This is a genomic window from Bifidobacterium sp. UTBIF-78, from assembly GCF_006408945.1.
GTDB lineage: Bacteria > Actinomycetota > Actinomycetes > Actinomycetales > Bifidobacteriaceae > Bifidobacterium > Bifidobacterium myosotis.
Genome location: NZ_JFAO01000005.1, coordinates 1 through 21,179, shown reverse-complemented (window position 1 = coordinate 21,179; position 21,179 = coordinate 1). Strand labels below are relative to the sequence as shown.

The 21,179-nt window shown below is 63.8% G+C and carries 11 protein-coding genes and 2 pseudogenes; 5 read left to right on the top strand and 8 right to left on the bottom strand.

Annotated elements, in window-relative coordinates:
- The first annotated feature begins 18 nt into the window (after window positions 1–18).
- From BG22_RS01625 to BG22_RS01605, 5 genes and pseudogenes are all read left to right on the top strand, one after another.
- A complete protein-coding gene (locus BG22_RS01625) occupies window positions 19–1,686 on the top strand; it encodes an adhesin (protein ID WP_258186161.1) in 1,668 nt (555 codons plus the stop codon).
- Between the two features lie 174 nt (window positions 1,687–1,860).
- Entirely contained in the window at window positions 1,861–2,754 is an 894-nt protein-coding gene (locus BG22_RS01620; RefSeq protein WP_140492511.1) for a hypothetical protein, read from the top strand.
- 565 nt (window positions 2,755–3,319) lie between these two features.
- A pseudogene (locus tag BG22_RS01615) lies at window positions 3,320–5,839 on the top strand (YhgE/Pip family protein); the annotation flags it as partial.
- A gap of 227 nt (window positions 5,840–6,066) precedes the next feature.
- The gene (locus tag BG22_RS01610) at window positions 6,067–8,229 is read left to right on the top strand and encodes a YhgE/Pip domain-containing protein (RefSeq protein ID WP_140492505.1); all 2,163 of its coding nucleotides are present in this window, start codon (window positions 6,067–6,069) and stop codon (window positions 8,227–8,229) included.
- A 134-nt stretch (window positions 8,230–8,363) separates the two neighbouring features.
- A pseudogene (locus BG22_RS01605) lies at window positions 8,364–8,813 on the top strand (TetR/AcrR family transcriptional regulator); the annotation flags it as partial.
- Window positions 8,814–9,116: 303 nt separating this feature from the next.
- Here BG22_RS01605 and BG22_RS01600 read toward each other — a convergent pair.
- The 8 genes from BG22_RS01600 to BG22_RS11035 all read right to left on the bottom strand — a co-directional run bounded on the left by BG22_RS01600 (window position 9,117) and on the right by BG22_RS11035 (window position 20,236).
- Window positions 9,117–9,677, bottom strand: a complete 561-nt coding sequence (locus BG22_RS01600) for an FMN-binding protein (protein ID WP_094667855.1) — start codon at window positions 9,675–9,677, stop codon at window positions 9,117–9,119.
- 179 nt (window positions 9,678–9,856) lie between these two features.
- Window positions 9,857–10,654: an ABC transporter ATP-binding protein gene (locus BG22_RS01595; protein WP_140492576.1), complete on the bottom strand. Its 798-nt coding sequence runs from the start codon at window positions 10,652–10,654 to the stop codon at window positions 9,857–9,859.
- A 144-nt stretch (window positions 10,655–10,798) separates the two neighbouring features.
- On the bottom strand, window positions 10,799–12,181 hold the full coding sequence (locus BG22_RS01590; protein WP_169834090.1) for an ABC transporter permease: 1,383 nt from the start codon (window positions 12,179–12,181) through the stop codon (window positions 10,799–10,801).
- A 177-nt stretch (window positions 12,182–12,358) separates the two neighbouring features.
- Window positions 12,359–13,696 (bottom strand): ABC transporter permease, encoded by a 1,338-nt coding sequence (locus BG22_RS01580; RefSeq protein WP_140492502.1) that lies wholly within the window; start codon window positions 13,694–13,696, stop codon window positions 12,359–12,361.
- A gap of 30 nt (window positions 13,697–13,726) precedes the next feature.
- Window positions 13,727–15,004: a DUF2318 domain-containing protein gene (locus BG22_RS01575; RefSeq protein ID WP_094667858.1), complete on the bottom strand. Its 1,278-nt coding sequence runs from the start codon at window positions 15,002–15,004 to the stop codon at window positions 13,727–13,729.
- Between the two features lie 349 nt (window positions 15,005–15,353).
- The gene (locus BG22_RS01570; RefSeq protein WP_140492499.1) at window positions 15,354–16,055 is read right to left on the bottom strand and encodes an iron transporter; all 702 of its coding nucleotides are present in this window, start codon (window positions 16,053–16,055) and stop codon (window positions 15,354–15,356) included.
- A 169-nt stretch (window positions 16,056–16,224) separates the two neighbouring features.
- On the bottom strand, window positions 16,225–18,030 hold the full coding sequence (locus tag BG22_RS01565) for an FTR1 family protein (protein WP_258186159.1): 1,806 nt from the start codon (window positions 18,028–18,030) through the stop codon (window positions 16,225–16,227).
- 166 nt (window positions 18,031–18,196) lie between these two features.
- Window positions 18,197–20,236: a DUF6020 family protein gene (locus BG22_RS11035; RefSeq protein WP_140492496.1), complete on the bottom strand. Its 2,040-nt coding sequence runs from the start codon at window positions 20,234–20,236 to the stop codon at window positions 18,197–18,199.
- Between the last annotated feature and the right edge of the window lie 943 nt (window positions 20,237–21,179).

The window sequence follows — 21,179 nt, the reverse complement described above, 5'->3', positions numbered from 1 at the left end:
ACTGCGAAAGGAACGGCCATGACCAGTACATCCCTGTCCGGCAAGCGGCGGACGTCACATCGTCAGACCCATGGCGGCAACGACGAGTCCCGTACGGATTCATCCAAGGCGCGACGCATCGCGCAGCTGCCGCTCGGCAAGGCCGCCGCCGCTGCGGCCGCGATATCTCTCGTCACCGGTTTCGGCTACGGCATGGCCGGCATGGCCATCGCCGCCAACCTCGGTATCGGCTCCGGTACCGCCGCAACCGCCGGCGAACAATCCGGCGCCGCCGGCGGCATGGGCGGCGCGAACACCATGAGCTACGACTACACCGGCTCCTATTCGGGCGCACTGACCGCCGATGGCGAGGAGGTCACGTCGGACGGCGAGACCACCGAGGCCACCTCGTCCGACCAGAACACCACGCTGACGCAGAACGGCGGCACACTCACCCTGACCGACGCCACACTCAACAAATCCGGCGATTCCGACAACGCCGACAACAACAACTTCTACGGCACCAACTCCGTCTCACTGACCGTCGGCGAGGATTCCAAGACCATCATCTCGGGCTCCTCCCTCAACGCCTCGAGTTCGGGCTCGAACGCCATCTTCGCCACCGACTCGGGCACCGTGCTGGCCAACGACGTCACCATCAACACCACGGCCGCAAATTCGCGCGCCCTTGACGCCACCTACGGCGGTACGATCCTGGCGAGCGCCGTCACCGGCACCACCAAGGGCGACCACAGCGCCACCATCGCTACGGACCGCGGCGGCGGATCGATCTCCGCCACCGATTCCACGCTTTCGACCGCGGGCTCCGGCTCGCCGCTGCTCTACTCCACCGGCAACGTGCAGGTCTCAGGCGTCACCGGCACCTCCACCGGCTCGCAGATCGCGGGTATGGAAGGGTTGAACACGATCCTCATCAAGGATTCCGAACTGACCAGCACCATCACGGATAAAACCGCCAGCGACCCGGTGGCCAACGGTGTGATCATCTACCAGTCGACCTCGGGCGACGCGGAGGCCTCCACCGGCGAGCATGCCACCTTCCAGGCCGCGGATTCCACGCTGAAGTCCGCGATCCAGTCCGGCTCGATGTTCTACTTCACCAACACCACGGCGGATGTGGTGCTGTCCGACACCACGCTCGACTTCGACTCGTCCAAGGCGGCGCTGATCACCGCCGCCGGCAACGATGCGAACAGCTGGGGACAGGCCGGCTCGAACGGCGCCACCGTGGTGTTCACCGGCCGCAACCAGACGCTGAAGGGCACGGTGAGCGCGGACACCATCTCGTCGGTCACGCTCAACCTGCTGGAGGGCTCGAGCTGGACCGGCTCGGCTTCGATCACCGAGAACGCCAACGCCACCGACGAGACCACGACGGACGCGCCGGTGACCGTGAATGTGGACGGCACCTCTACGTGGACGGTCACCGAGGACACGACCGCGTCCGCGCTCAACGTGGCATCCGGCGGCAAGGTGGTGGATGAGGACGGCAAGAGCGTGACCATCGTGGCCAATGGCAAGACCGTGGTCAAGGGCGACAGCTCGCTGACCGTGACCGTCACCGGCGACTACGGCACCACGCTGCCCGATGCCGCCACCGGGGAGGACACCGAGCTGGATACCGACCTCATCGACCGGTCCGATTTCGACGACCAATTCGGCACCTCCACGACGTGGAGCATGTAGGCTCTCCGCGCCGATCAGGCCGACCGAAGAGACCCGACCTGACTGGCGAGAAGCCCATCGGACCGACCCGCATATCGAACTTCCCATCCGGCCCAGCCGGCCGGACCAGGCAAACCCACCCCATCAATCAATCTCATCAGCCGCACAAACGGCGGCGCACCGAAAGGAATCATCATGACCACCGACAACACCAACAACACCAACATCCCCGACAACAGCATGAACCGTCCCCTCGCACAGGGCACTCCCGGTTCGTCCGCCGTCCCGGCAAACGGCACAGCAAATAGTTCTGCGAGCGGACGGACCACCTCGGCGGCGCCAGCAGGGTTGTCCGGGCTGTCTGGACAGGCCTCTTGGCAGGCCGACGGGCGTTCTGCCGGAGAATCCGGGCCGGGCCAGTCTGCGGCCGGACCGGCCCAAGTCAATCAGGCCGATCCGGCCACTGGACGCCCCACCGCCCAAACAGTCGGTCAGGGAATCCCCGGGACGTACACTGCACCGGCCCAGCCGAACAACAATGCCAATGTGTACTGGCAATCTGCAGCTGCCGCAGCGCCTGTGGCACCGGCCGTTCCGGGAAGCGGTGATGGCCCTGCCAGCGCGACGGCCGGCTTCTCCGGCAAGGCCATCGCGCTGATTGTGGGCATCAGCTTGGCATGCGGATTGGTGGGCGGTCTCGGAGGTGGGCTGGCTTACGGCGCAATCGCCGGCACCGGCTCTTCCTCATCCAGCAACAGCCAGCAGATGCAGATGCCCGGCGGATCATCCTCAGGCCACGGCGGCATGGGCGGCCAAGGATTCGGCCCGTCCGGCAATGGCGGACAATCCGATGGGCAGAGCCTGCCGGGAGGCCAGTCCGGACAATCGGATGGCGACAGCTCATCCGGAGAATCCACCGATTCGCAGTCCTCCGGCAGTGACGGCCAGTCCGGAACCATGCCGCAGGCTCCCGGCGGGCAGTTGGGTTCCGGCTCGGGCTCCGGGGCTGCCGGCTCCTCAAACGGCCAATCGGACCAGTCCAGCCAGCTGGACGGCACCTCCGCCGATTCCGACACCATCGAAAGCTGACCTCCGGCCGACCAATGGCGTCCCTACACGGCGTAGGGGGTCGTCCACCGTGTAGGGATTACCCCACCATGTAGGGATTTGCCCACCGTGTAGGGAACACAATCTTCACATCCGCAGAATTCCGCCATTTTGCATCCCTACATCATGGGGAAATCCCTACACGGTGTAAAGTTCCCTACACGGTGGGACGTTCCCTACATGGTGGAGTGCCGTCCACACCGTGCGAACGCCCCTACCGGCCATGACTTGACTGCCGCACGCCGTGTGTAACATCACCTCCGAACGCCCCGAACCAGCTAAGGCCGGTTTGCCGCGTATCACATCACATCATTCACACCCCATCGATTCCATCCACAACCACAAATTAGTCAGACTGCCCAGCGGCGCACGATATGCCGCTGGGCAGTCTGCGTTTTCGCGTGCAATTTCCCGGCACCGCGCTACGCTACTTACGGCGTAGCGCTACGGTTATCGTATCGCTACGGAAAACGTAGCCCTTGACTGACAGGCATGGCACAAAGCCGCCAACCACAACCAACCAACCAACACAAGCCGGGAGTATGCAGTGCGCAATATCTTCAAGGTCTTCAAGCGGGACGTCCTGCGCCTGCTCAAAGTGCCGACCGCATGGGTAATCCTGTTCGGCATGGTGTTCATCCCGCCGCTGTACTCCTGGTACAACATCGTGGGCTTCTGGAACCCCTACGGCAACACCAACGGCATCAAAGTGGCCATCGCCAACAACGACGCCGGCACCGACAACGCCCTCATCGGCAAGCAGAACCTCGGCGACCAGATCGTGGCCCAGATGAAGCAGAACACCCAGCTCGGCTGGACCTTCGTCGATCAGGCCGAGGCGATGGACATGGTGGAATCAGGCAAGGCCTACGCCGCCATCGTCATCCCCAAAAGCTTCTCCGACGACCTCGCCGGCGTGGTGACCGGCGGCAGCGACCGCCCCACGCTGGAGTACTACGTCAACGAGAAAGCCAACGCCGTGGCACCCAAGGTCACGGACGTGGGCGCCTCCACGCTGGACCGCACGGTCAACTCCACGTTCGTCTCCACCGTGTCCAAGGTGCTCACGGACACCATCAACCAGGCCGGCGACAAGGCCATCGCCAGCACCGACCAGACCAAGGGCAAGGCGCTCAACGCCCTGAGCGAGGCCTCCGGCGACGTCCAGTCCACGCGCGACACCATCGCCAAGCTCAACACCGCGCTCGACAAGGCACCCACGCAAACACGCACGGCACGCGAGGCCATCGAGGACGCACGCAAACTCGGCCTCGACGCCGCACAGGGATTGGCCGGCACCTCCAAACTCATCGGCACCACGCAGAACAGCGTAACCGACTTCGTCGTGAACACCTCCGGCACCATCGACCAAGGCTCCAGCCTGCTCAGCCAGGCTGCGAACAAGGCCAACCAGAGCGTGGGCACGGTGACCGGCGCCATCAACTCGGCCAACCAGCAGGTAGGCGGACTGATCAACACCGCCACGGACATCAACGAGGCCAACGCCGAAATCATCGCCCAGCTGCAGGCACTGCCGAACGCGGATAAGGAGCCACTCAAGTCGGTCATCGACAAGCTGGCGGACCGTAACAGCCGGCTGGCCGGCACGCTGGGCAATCTGAGCAGCCTCAACACCACCATCGGCAACGCCGCGACGCACACGCAGGGACTCGCCGACAACCTCAACAGCGCCACGCAGACCACCATCGGCGCGATGGGTGACGCCCGCAAGACGATGGTCTCCGGCGCGTTGCCGCAACTCAACAGCGGACTCAACACGCTGAGCACCACCGCGGGCGTGCTGTCCAACGGCATCACCTCGCAGGACTCGCTCATCGACCAGTCAAAGAAGGTTCTGGACCAACTTGACAGTGCAGTGTCCTCTACCAAAACCGCGCTGAAGGACACGGACAACGCGCTGGCGAGCGTGCAGGACAAGCTCTCCACCCTCGCCACGGACATCAAGGCGCTGTCGATCTCCAGCACGTTCAGTGCGCTTATGGACACCGACGGCAAGCTGGATGCCGCCAAGATCTCCAATTTCATGCTCTCCCCCACCGTGATCAGCGAGAAGACGCTCTATCCGGTCAGCTCATACGGCTCGGGCATGGCGCCGCTGTTCACCGCGCTGGCGCTGTGGGTGGGCGCGTTCGTGCTGGTGGTGATTCCCAAGATCGAGACGGACAGCGAGGGCATCGACGGGCTCACCCCCACGCAGGGGTATCTGGGCCGTCTGATGCTGCTGTCCGTGCTGGCCGCCACGCAGGGCGTGGTCACGGGCATCGGCAATCTGGCGCTCGGCATGCAGTGCGCGAACATCCCCGTGTTCCTCCTCACCTGTCTGATCACCTCGCTGGTGGATATGTCATTCATCTTCGCGATGGCCACCACGTTCATGCATGTGGGCAAGGGCCTGTGCGTGGCTCTGGTGATCCTGCAGGTGCCAGGCGCGTCCGGACTGTACCCCATCGAAATGATGCCGGGCTTCTTCCGCGCCATCTACCCGCTGCTGCCGTTCACCTACTCGATCGACGCCATGCGCGAGGCCATCGCCGGCTTCTACGACGGCAACTGGTTCCACTACATCGGCAAGCTGCTCATCTTCGCGGTGCTCGCCTTCCTGCTGGGCTTGGTGGCACGCCCGCGTCTGGCGAACCTCAACCGCCTGTTCGCGCGGGAGATCGAGGAGAGCGACATCATCATCGGCGAGAAAGTGCATCTGCCCGGCAACGAATACCGCATCACGCAGGCCATCGCCGCACTGGCCGACCACGAGGACTACCGTCACGCCATCGAACGGCGTGCGGCAACGTTCCAGCGTCATTACCCGCGTCTGCTCACCGGCGCGCTGGTGGCCGGGTTCGTGGTGCCTGCCACGCTCATCATCGTGTTCTCGCTGACCGCCAGCGAGAAGATCGTGGTCATGGCCACCTGGCTCGCGTGGGTGATCATCATCATCGGATTCCTGATGGTCGTGGAGTTCATGCGTGACTCGATCCGACGCCAGACCGAGCTCGGCAACCTGTCCGACGAGTCGATTCGCGCGATGCTGTACGGGCATCGGGCAGGAGCCGGACATGCGGCGCGCAAGACCGTGGGGCTGGTCGGCGCAGCGGTGGCCGTAGGCGGGGCAGTCGCCGCGGCCGGCAATACCGCCGAAGTCGCTGACGCCAGCAACGCTGGCAATGAACCCGGCGACACGACCGGCGACATAAAAAGCAACGCCGCCGACGCCGCTGAAACCGTACGCATCACGCCATCGCCGCTGCATCAGAAGGAAGGAAGGCACGCACGATGAAGACGATCTGGAAGCTGTTCATCGGCGATATCAAGCGACTGACCAGCAACGTGGTCTCCATCATCATCGTGATCGGACTGGTGATGATCCCGGGTCTGTTCACCTGGTTCAATGTGGCCGCCTGCTGGGACCCGTTCTCCAACATGAAGAATCTCAAGTTCGCGGTGGCGAACGTGGATGAGGGCTACAAATCCGACCTGATCCCCCTCAAGATGACCGTCGGCGACCAAGTGGTCAACGCCCTGCGCGCCAACAGCCAACTCGACTGGACGATCACCACCAAGGAAGACGCCATCGAGGGGGCGAAATCCGGCAAGTACTACGCGGCCATCGTGATTCCGAAGTCCTTCAGCAAGGACATGATGACCTTCTTCTCCAGCGACGCCAAGAACGCACAGCTCACCTACTACCGCAACGAGAAGAAGAACGCGCTGGCCCCGAATCTGCTCAACGAGGGCGCCGACGAGGTCGCGGCCGAGATCAACACCACGTTCGCCAAGACGATCACCTCCTCCGCCCTGGAGATCGCCTCTTCTCTGGCCAACCAGCTCGATGAGCCGGAGGCCAAGGAGAAGCTGGCCAACTTCAACACGAACATCACCGATTTCGCCGCCCGTCTCAACGACACGGCGGATATGCTCGGCACATACGATTCACTGGCCGAATCGGCGCAGCTGCTGCTGGACACATCGAACGGCCTCATCGCGCAGGCCTCGGATTCGGCCGAGCAGGCGGGCAAGGACCTGTCCGGGGCCAAGGACGGCGTCACCGATGTGGCCGGCGCGCTGCAGACCACCACATCGGCCATGACCGAGGCGCTGCAGACCAGCGCGAACAGCTTCGGCGCGGTCTCCGATTCCATCGACTCGCTGTACGATGACGCGGCCGCCGGCGCCTCCACCGCGGCGAGCGAGCTGGACAGTCAGGCGGCGGCCGTGGGCGAGCAGATCGCGCACTACACGGAAATCCGCAACACGCTGGCCGGCATTCTGGGCGACGACGCACTGACCGTGCGTATGCTGGACCGCTCGATCGCCCGTCAGACCAAGCTGCAGAACGCGCTGACCGGCGCTGCGGACAAGATCCGTCAAAGCAACCAGAACGCGCAGGACCAACGCGAGCAGGTCAAGGAGCTCGCCGCGCAGGCCAAGGAGAGCGTGGAGGGTGTCAAAACCGACTTCGCTGAGAACGTGAAGCCGCAGATCGAGTCGTTGTCAGGCTCGGTGAAGGACGCGGCCGGACTGCTGAACAGCAACGCCGACCAGCTCAAAGGCACGCTGGGCGAGCTCAAGGATTCGTCGGCCGACGCAGGTTCCATGCTCAAGGACGCGCGTACCACGCTCGCCAAGGTGTCATCCAAGCTGCGCACGGCGGCCGACGAACTGAACTCGTTCACCGGCAAGCTGGGCGAAGCGCTCGACACCGGCGACATGGGCATGGTCAAGGACGTGTTGGGCTCCGACCCGGAGACGCTGGCCGGCACGCTGGCCGCACCGGTGCAGCTCAAACGCAAGGCCGTCTTCCCGGTGGCCGACTTCGGCTCGTCGATGGCACCGTTCTACACGCTCATCCCGCTGTGGGTGGGGTCCCTGCTCATGGTGGTGACCCTGAAGACCACCGTCTCGCGCCGCATCCGCCGCGAACTGGGCGACCCGCGCCCGCATCAGCTGTATCTGGGCCATTACGGGGTGTTCGGGCTGATCGCGCTCATCCAGGCCACGGTCTCGCTCGGCGGCGACCTGCTGTTCCTGCATGTGCAGGCCGTGCATCCGATGCTGTTCATGCTCTCGGGATGGCTGTCGGCGCTGGTGTACTCGTTCTTCATGTACACGATGGTGGTGAGCTTCGGCAACGTGGGCAAGGCCATAGGCGTGCTCATGCTCATCGTGCAGATCACCGGCGCGAACGCCGCCTACCCGGTGCAGATGCTGCCCGACTTCATCTCGAAGCTCCCCCCCGTACTGCCGATGAGCCATTCGGTCACGATGATGCGCGCGGCCATCGCCGGCATCTACGACATGGATTACTGGAAGGCCACCGGAATGCTGCTGGCGTTCATCCCACCGCTGCTCCTGCTCGGCCTGCTGCTGCGCAAGCCGCTGGTCAGGTTCAACCAGTGGTATGTGGCCAAGGTGGAGAGCACGAAGGTGCTGAGCTAGTCGGACAAGCCACGGCCAACGACGGAATCACGAGAAGAGTACGAGAAGAAGGACATATGGAAACGGCATCGGGCCTCACGGCAAGCGTGGCCCCTCGCGCCAAGCGCAGGCGTGAGGCCACCGATCGGAAGCTTATGAAGGCCACCTTGCAGATTGCGGTGGAACGCGGCATCAGCGGCGTGACCATCGAGGAGGTGGCCCGGCGTTCGGGCGTGGCCAAGACCACCATCTATCGTCGGTATCACAATGCCAACGACCTACTGCGCGAGATCAGTGCGCGATACCTCGTGCACGACATGCCCACGGAACCACCCAGTCCCACGCGCGAGCACTTCACACAGATGCTGCGGCAGCTGGTCGATTGGGTGCAGGACAACGACATCGACATCAAAAGCGTGGGCATCGTGCTGTCGAGCGAAGCGGAATTCTTCCGGCATATCGTCAATCAGGTCGTCACGCCGTGGCTTGAGATGCTGACGGCGTTCCTTCGGCGCGGCGCCCGGGAGGGCGTATTCCGGCAGGGCCTCAACGGACAGCTGCTGCTCTCCACCATCATCGGATCACTGGTGGCGTACGAGGCGATTGGGGACACAGGTGCCGTCTCCTCCGATTGGATGCATGCACCGGTGGACGGCGCGACTAGCGCAACCGACGCAACCGACGTCAAGACTCTCTGGGCCGATCATATGGCCGACCTGCTGTGGCCCGCGCTGCTCAAGTAACGGGATAGGCCGGCCCGCGTCGTGTTGCGGCCGCCTACCGGCAGTCCGGCAGTGACACAACGTTGGAACCCACTCGGCGTCGATAATCCGCCAACTATGGCCCCCACCGGCAACGAGACAACGCCCAGACGATCATTCCATAGGGGAACCCCGTGCCGCGTGCCGCTACTCCTGGATGGATGCTTCCTGACGGGCGATCTCCAAAGCCTTGTTGAAGGCATCGGAGGTCCAGCTGGCACCGGCGACCTTATCCACTTTGAGATCCTTCAGCGGCTTGCCATCCACCACACCGTTGATGGCCTTGGCGAAGTCGTCCTGATGGGTTTTGGAGATGGTGGTGAACGGGTGGCCAACGATGTCCACATGCTCGACGTTGCCATCCTTGATGGTCAGATGCACGTCGATGGAATCCTCGCCGACCGGGCCGTACTGGCCGTTGATCGAGTAGTCGCCGTCCTTGTAGTTGCCCGTGTCCTTCTTGTCGGATGTGGTGGACGACGAGTCGGACGACCCGGAATCGGACTGGGACGCATCGGATGACGCATCGGAGCCGCCGGACTGCGACTGCTCCTCCTGGGACTGCTGGGTCTCGCCCGAGTTGCCGGCATAGGAGTCGTCCATCGGCGTGGCCTTGGATTCGCCGCAGCCGGCGAGCAATGCACCGGTCACCACCAATCCGGCGGCGGCCAGCGTGGCGGTCTTCCGCAATGTCTTGCTATCAGTCATATCCACCATCCTATTGAATCATGCGAATTACGTCCGGTACGGGGTACGGGACGGACGAAGTCAACCAGTGTGCTACGCCAGAAATTCATTGACGAAATGACTACCCCTCAGTCCCGCTTGGCGGGCCAGCTCCCCTGACAAGGGGAGCCAGAACATAATCAACGAACTTACGAAGACCACTAGTCCTCGCCGCCGGTCTTGGCGGCTTTGGTGGGGTCGGCGAAGCCGATGGCGGTCTCGCCGGTCTGTGCTCCTTCGACCTGGGCGCCGGTGGATGCAGGCTTGCCGCCGGCCGCCTCGTACGCCGCGCGGGCCTTCTCGTCGTTCCACTTCTCCCCCACGAGCACGCCGTGGTTGAGCATGATCTCGCGCTCGGCGCAACTGGCGACCAGCGCGTCATGCGTCACCACGATGATCGTCGTGCCCTGGGCATGCAGCTGGCGGAACAGGTCGAGGACGATCTTCTCGTTCTTCTCGTCCAAGTTGCCGGTCGGCTCGTCGGCGAGAATCAGCTTCGGCTCGTTGATGAGGGCGCGGGCCACGCACACGCGCTGCTGCTCGCCACCGGACAGCTGGCTGGGCAGGTGGTGGGCGCGGTCCTTGAGCCCCACGCGCTCCAGCGCGGCAAGCGCCTGCTTCTCATCGACGACCGAATGGTAGTACTGCGCCACCATCACGTTCTCGACGGCGGTCAGGTGCGGCACGAGGTAGAACTTCTGGAACACCAGACCAATCATGTTCTTGCGCACATCCGCCAGCTGGCCGGCGTTCAGGTCCTCCAGCTTGCGGCCTTCGAGCTTGACCGAGCCCTTGGACGGGGTGTCCATGCAGCCGATCATGTTCATCAGCGTGGTCTTGCCGGAGCCGGACGAGCCGACGATGGCGAGCCATTCGCCCTGCGGCACGGTCAAGCTCAGGTCGTCCACGGCATGCAGGTCGCCGTAGATCTTCGAGATGTGGTCGAGTTCAAGCAGCATATCCATGGCTGTTTCCTCTCCTGGGATTCATTATCAACTCACGTATTCAACCGGGATTGGGAGGAGACGTCCTCCGCCTGCTCCCGTGTGCGGGCCGTCGTCCGTCGTCCGTCGGCTGGCGGATGGCGGATGACGGATACGGCATCATTCCTCGCGCAGCACCACGGCGGGGTCGATGCGGGTGGCGCGGTGGACCGGCGGGATGGAGGCGACCACGGCGACGAGCGCGGCGAGCACCACGGAGGCGGCGCCGAGCCACCAGTTGAAGCCGATGGACCGTTCGAAGACGGCCACGCACAGCCATTGGGCCAGCCCGTAGCCGATTGCGGTGCCGATCAGGCCGCCGATCAGGCCGTACATGGCCGATTCGACGTAGAACTCGATGCCGATCGCCGAGGAGGACGCGCCGAGCGCCTTCCGCAGGCCGATCTCGTTGCGGCGCTGGGAGACGATCGAGCTGATCGTGGTGCCCACACCCACGAGCGTCAGCACGAGGACGACCAGCGAGACAATCCAGAACAGGGTCTGCAGCATGGTGATGATGCGGGTGTCGGACGAGGTGATCTTGGTGACCTGCTGCGCCTTGACGTGCATCGAGGTCATGTCGTTGATGCTCTGGACCAGACCGTTCAGGTCGTCCGTACCGGCCGAGTATTCGATGACGTCCACGCCGCGGGTCGTTCCGGTGAGCTTGTTGACGTCCTCGTTGGTGGCGTAGATGATCGAGTCCTCGCTGCCGCCGGTGTCGACGATGCCGGCCACGCGGAATTCAGTGCCGGAGGTGTCCATGATGTCGCTGGAAACGCGGCCGTCCTGCGTGGGCTGGTCGGAGGGGGTAGAGGAGGTGCCGGAGTTCTCGGAGGAGTTCTGCGGGTTGGCGTTGGCGGTGGCTCCCGTTCCTGCGGCGGTCTCTCCCTCAGTCTCCGCGGGCGCGGAGCCAGATCCCTCATCAGAGGGAGCCGATGTGGAGGACTCGGAGGAACCCGAGTTGGAACCTGCGGTGGAACCAGATGTGGAAGAGCCGGCGTTGTCGGAGGCGCGGTAGCCGATGGTGATGCCGCTGCCGACCTTGAGTCCCATCGCATCGGCCACGTCACGGCCGATGAGCACCTTGCCGGCGGACGGCCACGCACCATCCACCACCCAGTGATGGTTGAGGTTGCGCACTTCAGCGGTGTCGATGCCGGCCATCACGTACGGCGCGGCGTTCACACGCACGTTTTCGTACCGGTAGGCGGCGTGCTTCTCCGAGCCCTTCGCCGCCACCATCTCGGTGGTGTGCGTGACCATCGCCTCATCGATGCCAGCCTTGCCGTCGGCGCCGGCTTCGGTGGGGGTCACGATGAGGTTCGCGCCGTACGCGCGCATCTCCTCGTTCATCTGCTGCGGCACGGCGATGCAGATCATCGCCAGGCAGAACAGCGTGGCCGCACCCACCATCGAGGCGACCACGGCCATGACCGCGCGCGAACGACGGCGGAACACGGCGCTGAACAGCATTCTGAAGAACATGCCGGTATTGGTCATCGGCGGTCTCCTTTCTTGCATACGTTGGCGACGATTCCGAAGAAGGGCGGAAGGACGGCTTTAACCGAAGACGAAATCATGGCCGAGGACGAAATCGCGAGATCGCGAAATCCCCCGGCCGGCCGTGTCATCGCGACCTCCCACGCCAAGGAACCGGCGTAACCGGCACCGTGGAACTCAGCGGCCATGCAGCACCTCCGCAGGCTTCAAGCTCAGAATCGAGCGGATGGACGAGGCGGAGGCGACCAGCACGGTGACCGCGAGCAGCACGAACACCAAGACGAACACCATCGGCCGCATCGTGATGCCCGAACCGAACACCACCTGTCCGATGATCTGGGCCACTCCGGAGCCGAGGCCGGCGCCCACGATCGCGCCCAGCAGCGAGATCACCGCCGTCTCGGCCATCATCAGGCGGGAGACCGCGCCGTCCGTGGCACCGATGGCCTTGAGCAGCGCAAGCTCGGCGGACCGTTCGCCGATTGTGGCGACCATGAGGTTCGCCACAGCCACGGCCGCCGCGATGAGACTCAGCACGGTCATCAGAATCATCACCGCCTGCGTCTTCTGCAGCACGTTGCCCTGCAGGGCGGCGACCTGACGCACCTGCTTGGCCACGGCGCCCGGAATCACCTCCTCGATCTGGTAGGCGATCGAACTCGGATAGGCGGTGCAGTACCACGTCTCCCATTCGTCCTGACTCAGCGCGGCCGGGTTCTTCGCGGCCTTGCGCGCGAGGTCGTTCTCCGGCGTGGTCAGCGCCTTGACCTCGATCTTGTCCACCGAATCGGGCAGATCGGCCAGCACCTGGGCGGTGGAGGACGGGATGTACAGCGAGCTGTTCTCGTCGTCGCCGGAATCGTAGATGCCGGTCAGCGTGATGTTCTGCTCATGGTTCTCGCCGGACGCGGTCTTCTTGTGCAGCGTGATGGTGTCACCGACCTTGGCACCGATCGAATCGGCCAGGGTCTTGCCAATCACGCCCTGATCGGAATCATCCTTGGGCCAGGCGCCCTCGAGCTTCCACCACGAGCGCATGCCCTCGACGCCCACCACAGTGGTCTCGCCGGACGGCAGCTTGAGGCTCTTGTTGAACCATGTGCCCACCACGGAGACGGGGACGGACGCGCACGACGATCCGCTGCAGCCGCTCGGGCTCGTGGTGGCGTGGATGTTGAGCTGCGGCGCGAAATTGGTGATGTTGAACGCCCAGAAGATGGTCTTGATCTTGACCGCGTCGGATTCCTTGAGGAACGCGGTCGGATCGGCCTCACTGGCCGCGCCGGAGACCCCTTCGGTGTTGTACAGGTCGGAGACCACGGCGTCGGCCTTCGGCTGCACGGTGATGTTCGAGCCGTACGTGGACAGCTCGGCGTTGAGCTTGTCGCCCACGTCGAACACCACGCCCAGCATCGAGACGCTCACCGTGGCCGACAGGCACACCGTCAGCGCGATGAGCAGCCGCCTGCGCAGCTGCCGCGTGAACGAGCGCGCGATCATTCGCAGAAAGAACATGATTTGCCTCCCGCCTCGAACTCACTGGAATCACTGGAAGTGGACGCTCAGGGCGTCCAGATCGGCGGTCTGGATGGTGATCTTGCCGTTGCCGGTCTTGTAGTTGAACGGAATCGGGTTGCATCCGCCCTTGAAGCCGATGGTCGCCAGATTGATGGCCACCTCGCACTTCTTGCAGATGATCTTGCCGTTCTTCTCGTAGTAGCCGGCGTCGCCGCAGTTCTCGCAGGCATCAAGGCCGATGCCGTACGCGCCGCCGTTCTTCTTGATGATGATGAAACGCATGACCGTGCCGTCCTTCGCCTTGTATTCGAAGCGGTGCAGGTGGCCGTCTTCGACCTGGCTGAATGGGATGGTGGCCACGCCGTCCTTGAGCGAATAGGCCTCGGGCGGCGACAGCGTGATGGTCTGATGGGTGGCGGCGACGCCCACGGTGAGGGTGACGGTGACGCCGATCATCGCGACCAGCGACCATACGGCCGCGGCGATGGCATGGCGGCGGAACGCCTTATGACGGCGCAGCGTGGCCTCGTTCGCGCCGGGCACGCCGCGCGTCTTCATGCGGAAGCCGGCCACCACGGAGGCCACGGCCGGCACGGCGAACACGATGGCCTGCGCCATAATCATCGCGGAATTGTGGTTGATGGACCATGCGAGGGCCACGAATCCCATGTGTCCGATCGGGAAGCCGCGGGCCTGAAGAATCTGCATGAGTCCGGTGAAGTGTTGGATGAGCAGGATGGCCATGACGGCCACCACCGCGATGGTGAAGGCCCATCGCACCGCCGTGGTGCGCATCGTGCGGAAGATGGCCGCCACCACGATGGACATGGTCAGACCGAGCACAAAACCGAGCGCACGCAGCAGCATGGCTGAGGTGAAGGCGGTCTCGCCCGGCTCCACCCAGATGGTGAGCTGCAGAATCACGTCCGGCAGGGCGTAGAAGACGGTGAGGGCGATCTGCACGGCGGCCACCGCATTGGCCACATGCATCCAGAGCGCATGCTTGGCCCAATTGTGGGTGATTCTGGGCGCGGCGAGCACCACCGCGAGTGCCAGCACATCCACAATCACGGCCGCGATGAGCACCGGATAATTGATGAACGTGCGCTGGTTGATGACGGCCGTGGCACGCAGGGCCGCGAACACCACCGCCGCGATAAGGCCAATGACGAGGCCCCACAGCCGCCAGTGGGCGCTGATCGGCTTGTCGCGGCCCTCGCCCACGGTGAGCATCACGCCCAGACACATGACCAGCAATGCAGGGGCCAGCGTCCCCGGCATCACCGCTACGAATTGCTCGAGCATTCGCGCCCTTTCCTGAGGTTTGATTTGTCCTGCGTCATCCCCTCACCAGCCATAGGGAGCTGGCCCGAAACAGGACTGAGGGGTAGTCAAATAGTGGGCTTCCGGACGCAGAATCCTACATGCCATAATCGGCCGAAAGCCCCCTCTGGGATGAGGGGGCTCTGTTGAGGTTTATTGACGGAGTCAGGTTACGTACGGCACTCGCCTAAAAACGCCTCTGGCGTTTTCTTAACGGCTCGGCCACTCCGCCGTGCACTGGAGGACGGCCTTCGACCGACTGTCCCGGGCGATGCTGTCGCATCGCCCATGAGTGCTACAAACAGCCCACCGGGCTGTTTGCTTTACGCACTCACCACTGACGCGGGGTGTAATCCCAGTTGTCGAAGGTGACCTCGATCGGCTCGGTCCAGAAGTGGCCCTTCACACCGGTCTCCGGGTCAACGTGCAGCATCCAGCCCTTCTTGGCCGGGGACTCGATGGAGAGCTTGAGCTGGTAGGTGCCGGCCTTGTCGAGCTTGACGTTGGCGCCGTAGTGCGGGCCGTCGGAGGCGTTCATCTGCATGAAGGTACCGGAGGTGGCGGTGCCGCCCTCGACTTCCTTACCGGTGGACTTGTCGATGATGGTGTAGTTCACGGTCAGGTCCGGGATGAAGTCGCCCTTGCCGTAGCCCAGCTCGGTGGCCTTCTCGTTGCCGTGGATGTCGGCCTCGAGGTGGAAGGAGGCGTCGGCGGCCTTGAGGCCCATGGAGGCGGGCTCCATGTCGATCGGCTGGAAGTACACGGCGCCGACGGTCAGCGGGCCGGCCTCCTGGTCCTGCTCCTCGGCGGTGCCGGACGGGCCCACCGGGACCTCCTCGAAGCCGGCGCCGGCATCGGAGGCGCCGGAGTCGGAGGAGGTGTCGGAGCTGGAGGAGTCGGTGGACTGCGAGGAGGTGTCCGACTTGGTGTCGGAGGATGCGTTGTTGGTGGAACCGCAGGCGGCCATGGACAGGGTCATCGAGCCGGCGAGCAGCAGGCCGAGCAGGGCGGCCATCTTCTTATTCTTCATCATTATTGTTCTCTTCCTTTATTTGGTTAGTGAATAGTATTCACAGATTGTTGAATTATGGATTATTCGGGGAAAGCTGGGTTGGCACGGTCGCCTGCAGGCGATTCCGCGTGATGCGGCTCGCGATGCGGCTCACGATGTGGGCTCGCGGCGGCGGACCGTCTCACCGCGTCTAGGCTTTGGCCTCGCCCGCCGCAGCGTCTACGGGCTTGACCGATGCGGCGGCGGCCTTCTTGAGCCTGCGCTGCTTGACGAAGCCGACCACGAACAGCGCGATGACCGCGACGGCCGCAATCGCCTGGGCCACAATCGTCTCGATGTACGGGTAGAAGCCGAGCCAGTCGTTCGTGGGCACGCCCTGCAGGTAGTTGGCGGGGAGCGCGTCGCCCTCGATCAGCGCGTGCACGCCGCCGCCGGCGAAGACGACCACGAGCACGGACATCAGAATCGACGTGACGAGGAAGAACGGGCCGATCGGAATCTTCACGGAGGTGAAGCGGATGATCAGGAAGATGATCACGAGCACCACGGCCGCGGCGATGCCGCCGATCCACATGCCCTTGGAATCCTGGCTCATCGAGTAGATCGACTCGTAGAAAATCACGGTTTCGGCGCCCTCGCGGAACACGGCGAGGAAGCTCAGCATGGCGAGCGAGACGATCGTGCCGAACGCCACCTTCTCCCCCGATTCGACCTGCGAGGACACGGACTTCACCGCAGCCTCGGTCTTGGTGCGAATGTACCGGTTCCACGCCTCGACCGAGCTCTTGTTGAGCATCCAGTTGCTGGTCCACAGCAGCATGCCCATGGCGATCAGGGCGCATACGCCCTCCATGATTTCCTGCTGCGGGCCGGAGCCACCGAACATCAGGCCGAAGATCACGGCGATGATGCCCGAACCGGCCAGACCGGCGAGCACACCCACGTAGATCCACTTGGTGAAGCGCTTGTTGCCGGACTTGACGAGATAGGCGATCACGGCGGCGACCACTAGCAGCGCCTCAAGGCCCTCACGGATGAGGATGAGGAAGGCCTGACCGACCGAGCTGGTGATGAACTTGGTGAAGCCGCCCTCCTGATCGGCGGCGCCACCGTCGAGGATGCCGGCGTCCTTGACCAGCATGGCCTTGAGGTCATCGATGAGCTGCTTGGTGTCCTTGAGCGAGGCGCCGGTGTTCATCGACTTGCGGCACATCTTGAACTGATATTCGACCTCGGAGACGCGGTTGCCGCTGATGGCGTTCATCACGTTCTTCTCGAAGCCGAGCTTTTCATAGTACTGGTAGTAGGCGGTGTTGACGAGCGTGGCGCCCTTCGCGCCGTCGCCGCTCTCGTACGCCTTGTAGGCGTTGTCGAGGATCGGGGTCATCTCGTTGGCCACGTCGGTCCACGAACGGTTGCCCTTGCCGGGGTTCTTCTTTTTCTTGGCGTCGAGCTCCTTGCGCTCCTTGTCGAGCTGCTTCTGGAGGGCTTCGGCGTAGGCCTTCGGCTTGGCGAGCTGGGTGTTGGCGTCCAGCTGCTGGGCGGTGGCGTCGAGGTCGGCGGAAAGCGCGTCGATCTGCTGGCTCATCTGATCGTCGTTGCCGGGCACGTAGGTGAGGTCCTGGATGGACTGGAAGGCCTGCTGCTGGGCGGTCTGCTTGTCCTGACCGATGGTGTCGCGCACCACGGCGGTGAAGTTGGAGGCCACGTAGATGGTGTTGTACGCGGACATGACCTCGGACGTGGAGCCGGCGGTGTTGCCGTCCTTGTAGGTCTTAAGGCCCTGCTTGAGCTGCTTGTCCATCGCCTTGGCCACGTCGGTCCATGAGGCGTAGTCAGCGGAGCTGCTGGAGCTGGAGGAGCTCGAGTCGGAGGAGTCGGCGAAGGCCACCTGCGGCGCGAGCGCGGCGGGTGCCACGGTGGCGACGATCATGGCGAACAAAAAGGCCAACGCGACGAATGCGCGCGGCACGGACCAGCGCGGCTGACGAAGCATGCCGAATTCCTCTCTCAAATGCATTTGCCTAATGGCTTGAAAACCATCTAGAAATGTAGAGAAAAAAATTCTTCAGCAACAGTCTTGATTTTTTGAGTCCAGTGCGGTAATACAAGCGCGATTTCGGCCTGTTTTACCCCTGAATCTGTCTCACCATGCGACCCAGCTACCGGACAGGCTCCGCACGACACGCCCGGGCGAACGGCAGGGCCGAGAACAGCGGCAACGTGAAGTACACCGGAATCGGATACCAGAACAGCGCCTCGGGTGAGGCGTACAGCGAGAGGATTGTGAAGAACAGCAGTCCGTATGCGGCGAGGGCCGAGGCCGGACGGGGTGCGGCGGTGCGGGACGAGGCAGAATCGACGGGGACGGGGGTGGCCGGGGCAATGTCGGCTGTGGCGATGTCAGTGGAGGCAATACCAACCGAGGCAATGCCGGCCGAGGCAATGCCGGCCGATGCGATACCGGCCGGCACATCATACGAGTATGGCTGGCGAGCACACGCAGAGGGGCTGATTCGCCCGAGTTGGTCGGGCTGCTCGAGTTGGCCAGGCTGGGGCGAACGGCGTCGCCGAGCCGTCCGGCGCCACGGCGGCAACCGCAGCAACAGAGCGGCGCCGATGATCAGCGGAATCCATGTGACATATAGGCCCATGGCCGTCAATGGGTTGTCGTCGCGGACCCAATGGCGAACGTCATCGAGTACGGTCCGCTTCCATTGCGGTTTGCGCGACGTGCCCATAAGCGGCGCAAGGTCGTGCTCGATGGCGACGATGCGTTGCGCGGCGGCGATGTCGGCGTCGTCATCGCCATTGGCGGCCGCATCAGCGCCCGTGCCGGCGCCGGAACCAGTGTCCGCATTCGGGTTCGTGCCGGCCGCCGAACCGCCGACCGCGGATGCACCCGTCACGGTCTCCGGCAGGAAGGTGGACCATTGTTTGAGGTATCCGCGTGTGAACAGGTAATCGGAATCGGTGGGGTACGCAAAGTTCACGGACATGTCCCACCAGCCGCGGATCGGGCCCGCATAGGCTTTGGCATACTCGCCGGGATGGGCCACGCCGAGTTCCGCCCAGACGCGAAGTGCCGCGAGTTTCTGGGCCGTGGTCGGCTGCGGATGCTCGCGCAGAGTCTGGAAGGTCTCGTTGGTGCGGTGCGGATTGATATCGGCGGCGGCCTGATCAAGGTTCATGATGGCGTTGAGGGCGCGCCGCTGGTCGGGCGTGATGGCGGTCTGGTCATTGGGATGGTCGTGCGCGACCTGCGCGACCGGCTGGGTGACGAGCCCCCAAACCTCGCGTCCGGGCGAGGGATTGGCATGCGTGGCGGCCTCGGCGAGCGGGGCCCATACGCCCTGAGCGAGGATGACGGCGGTGGTCAGGCACGCGAAGGCGCGAAAGCGAGGACTCAGACGCAGGGGACGTCGCGGGCGTTGTTGCGCGCGGGGTTGGGGACGTTGCCGCGTGTTCTGGTCGCCACTTCGACCGCGAAGCTGGCTTTGCTGAACTTGCTGGTCCTGCTGGCCACGATATGACTCCGGGGATTGCCGACCGCACGTATGATCACGGGGCTGGTCGGAATCAGGCTTACGGTCGGAGTTGCGCTCGAAGAACCGATCATGGTTCCGGGCGCTGCGCCGAAGTCGGCTGGCGTCAGCATCCTTATCCGCAGTCCCGCCCGCGTCCCTATCCTCTGTATTTCCACGACATGCGGCGAGCAGACAGCATCCGGCACACAGCACGATGACGAGTGCCGTACGTTTGGATGCGATGACGGCGAAGGCAAGCGCAACGAACGTGATGGCGACCGGCTGGCGGGCCAGCACGGCACCCCGCGTGAGACACGCCTCCACAAACATCACCGCGAACGGCACGAAGAAGACGGTATGCAACGAATCCTTACCCATCGTGATGATGGAGCCGGCCACCACATAGCTGGTGGCGAGGTAGAGGAGCGACAGGATGACGAGCCAGCGGGGTGCACCGAGTTTGCGGATGTAGCACAGCGTGAACGCGGCCCCCGCGGCGAGAAGCACTGCCTGAATCACTATGTATGCGGCCTGGCCGGCGAGTGGCGTGCCGGCGACGGCGCTGCCCGCATGCCAGAACAAGCCGAAGATCAGGGTGTCGAAAAGCGGATGCTGCGTGTAGTACTGGTGAATGCCGGACACTTGAAGGTACTGGGCGAGCGTATCGTCGCGCATTGCACCGGGCCACGCGATGACGAGCCATGGCAGCCATGCGACGGCAATGAGTGCAAAGTATCGAAGGAATACCAATCTGAGCGATGCGGTCAACGTGGATGGACAGCGAGCGGCGAGGAATGACGCCATGCGGGCCGCCGTAGCGCGAAACCGGGATGAAACCCTGCGCAATATTGTCGCGCGCCCCAACGTCACGGGGAATCGCTCCGGGCGAAGCGGCAACACATGAGGCTGCGGTATGCGGGGGCGTGTCGATTGGGGTGTTGTCGCATGGAGTGGCGTCACATGAGATGACATCACATGGGATGGCGTCGCATGCGCAGCAAGGCGTAGGCCGGTCCCAGCGGTGCCGAGTCCGAACCTCGTATCCTCCGCAACGGCCACCGGCGCGTCCGCTGGCGATATTGGCTCCGCCTGCATTGCCGATACCGCCAGCGGACGCCACGCTTGGGGAGGAACCTTGTCGCACATGGTTGTACAGCCTAGGTTTCATTCGGCGCCGCGAGGCCGGGGACACCAACAATTCACGCGGACGGAGCAATGCGTTCATGCTCAAGGCGATTGGGACGCAGCCGCGTTACGAAGGCAGGACGGCGTCCTTCGCCCCGATGGAATACCGTGCGACGTATCAGCGTTACAGGGGCTGGTTCACACGCAGATTGAAGGTACACACTCAGGCGAGCGAGCTTGGCGACCGGCTGTGGTGGTTCATGCGCAGACCAAAGGCACAATCACCACGATTGCGACGCTGCGTGCAGGCATGAACGGATTAGGCAGCCCCTCGTAACGCAGATACGCACTATCCGGCCCTGTCAAGTCCTATCCGGCCCCTTCGGCCCCATCCGAGTGAGCTATCCGGCCCCATCTAGACCTATCCGGTCCCATCCGAGTGAGCCATCCGCGGGCTATCTGCGTTGCAAGGGGTACATTCACCGCTCTCCGG

Bases quoted from the DNA above. Each gene is read 5' to 3' on its own strand.
- BG22_RS01575 (WP_094667858.1), bottom strand. From the start codon at position 15,004: ATGCTCGAGCAATTCGTAGCGGTGATGCCGGGGACGCTGGCCCCTGCA.
- BG22_RS01620 (WP_140492511.1), top strand. From the start codon at position 1,861: ATGACCACCGACAACACCAACAACACCAACATCCCCGACAACAGCATG.
- BG22_RS11035 (WP_140492496.1), bottom strand. From the start codon at position 20,236: ATGCGCGACGATACGCTCGCCCAGTACCTTCAAGTGTCCGGCATTCAC.
- BG22_RS01570 (WP_140492499.1), bottom strand. From the start codon at position 16,055: ATGATGAAGAATAAGAAGATGGCCGCCCTGCTCGGCCTGCTGCTCGCC.
- BG22_RS01565 (WP_258186159.1), bottom strand. From the start codon at position 18,030: ATGCTTCGTCAGCCGCGCTGGTCCGTGCCGCGCGCATTCGTCGCGTTG.
- BG22_RS01580 (WP_140492502.1), bottom strand. From the start codon at position 13,696: ATGTTCTTTCTGCGAATGATCGCGCGCTCGTTCACGCGGCAGCTGCGC.
- BG22_RS01595 (WP_140492576.1), bottom strand. From the start codon at position 10,654: ATGCTGCTTGAACTCGACCACATCTCGAAGATCTACGGCGACCTGCAT.
- BG22_RS01600 (WP_094667855.1), bottom strand. From the start codon at position 9,677: ATGACTGATAGCAAGACATTGCGGAAGACCGCCACGCTGGCCGCCGCC.
- BG22_RS01625 (WP_258186161.1), top strand. From the start codon at position 19: ATGACCAGTACATCCCTGTCCGGCAAGCGGCGGACGTCACATCGTCAG.
- BG22_RS01590 (WP_169834090.1), bottom strand. From the start codon at position 12,181: ATGACCAATACCGGCATGTTCTTCAGAATGCTGTTCAGCGCCGTGTTC.
- BG22_RS01610 (WP_140492505.1), top strand. From the start codon at position 6,067: ATGAAGACGATCTGGAAGCTGTTCATCGGCGATATCAAGCGACTGACC.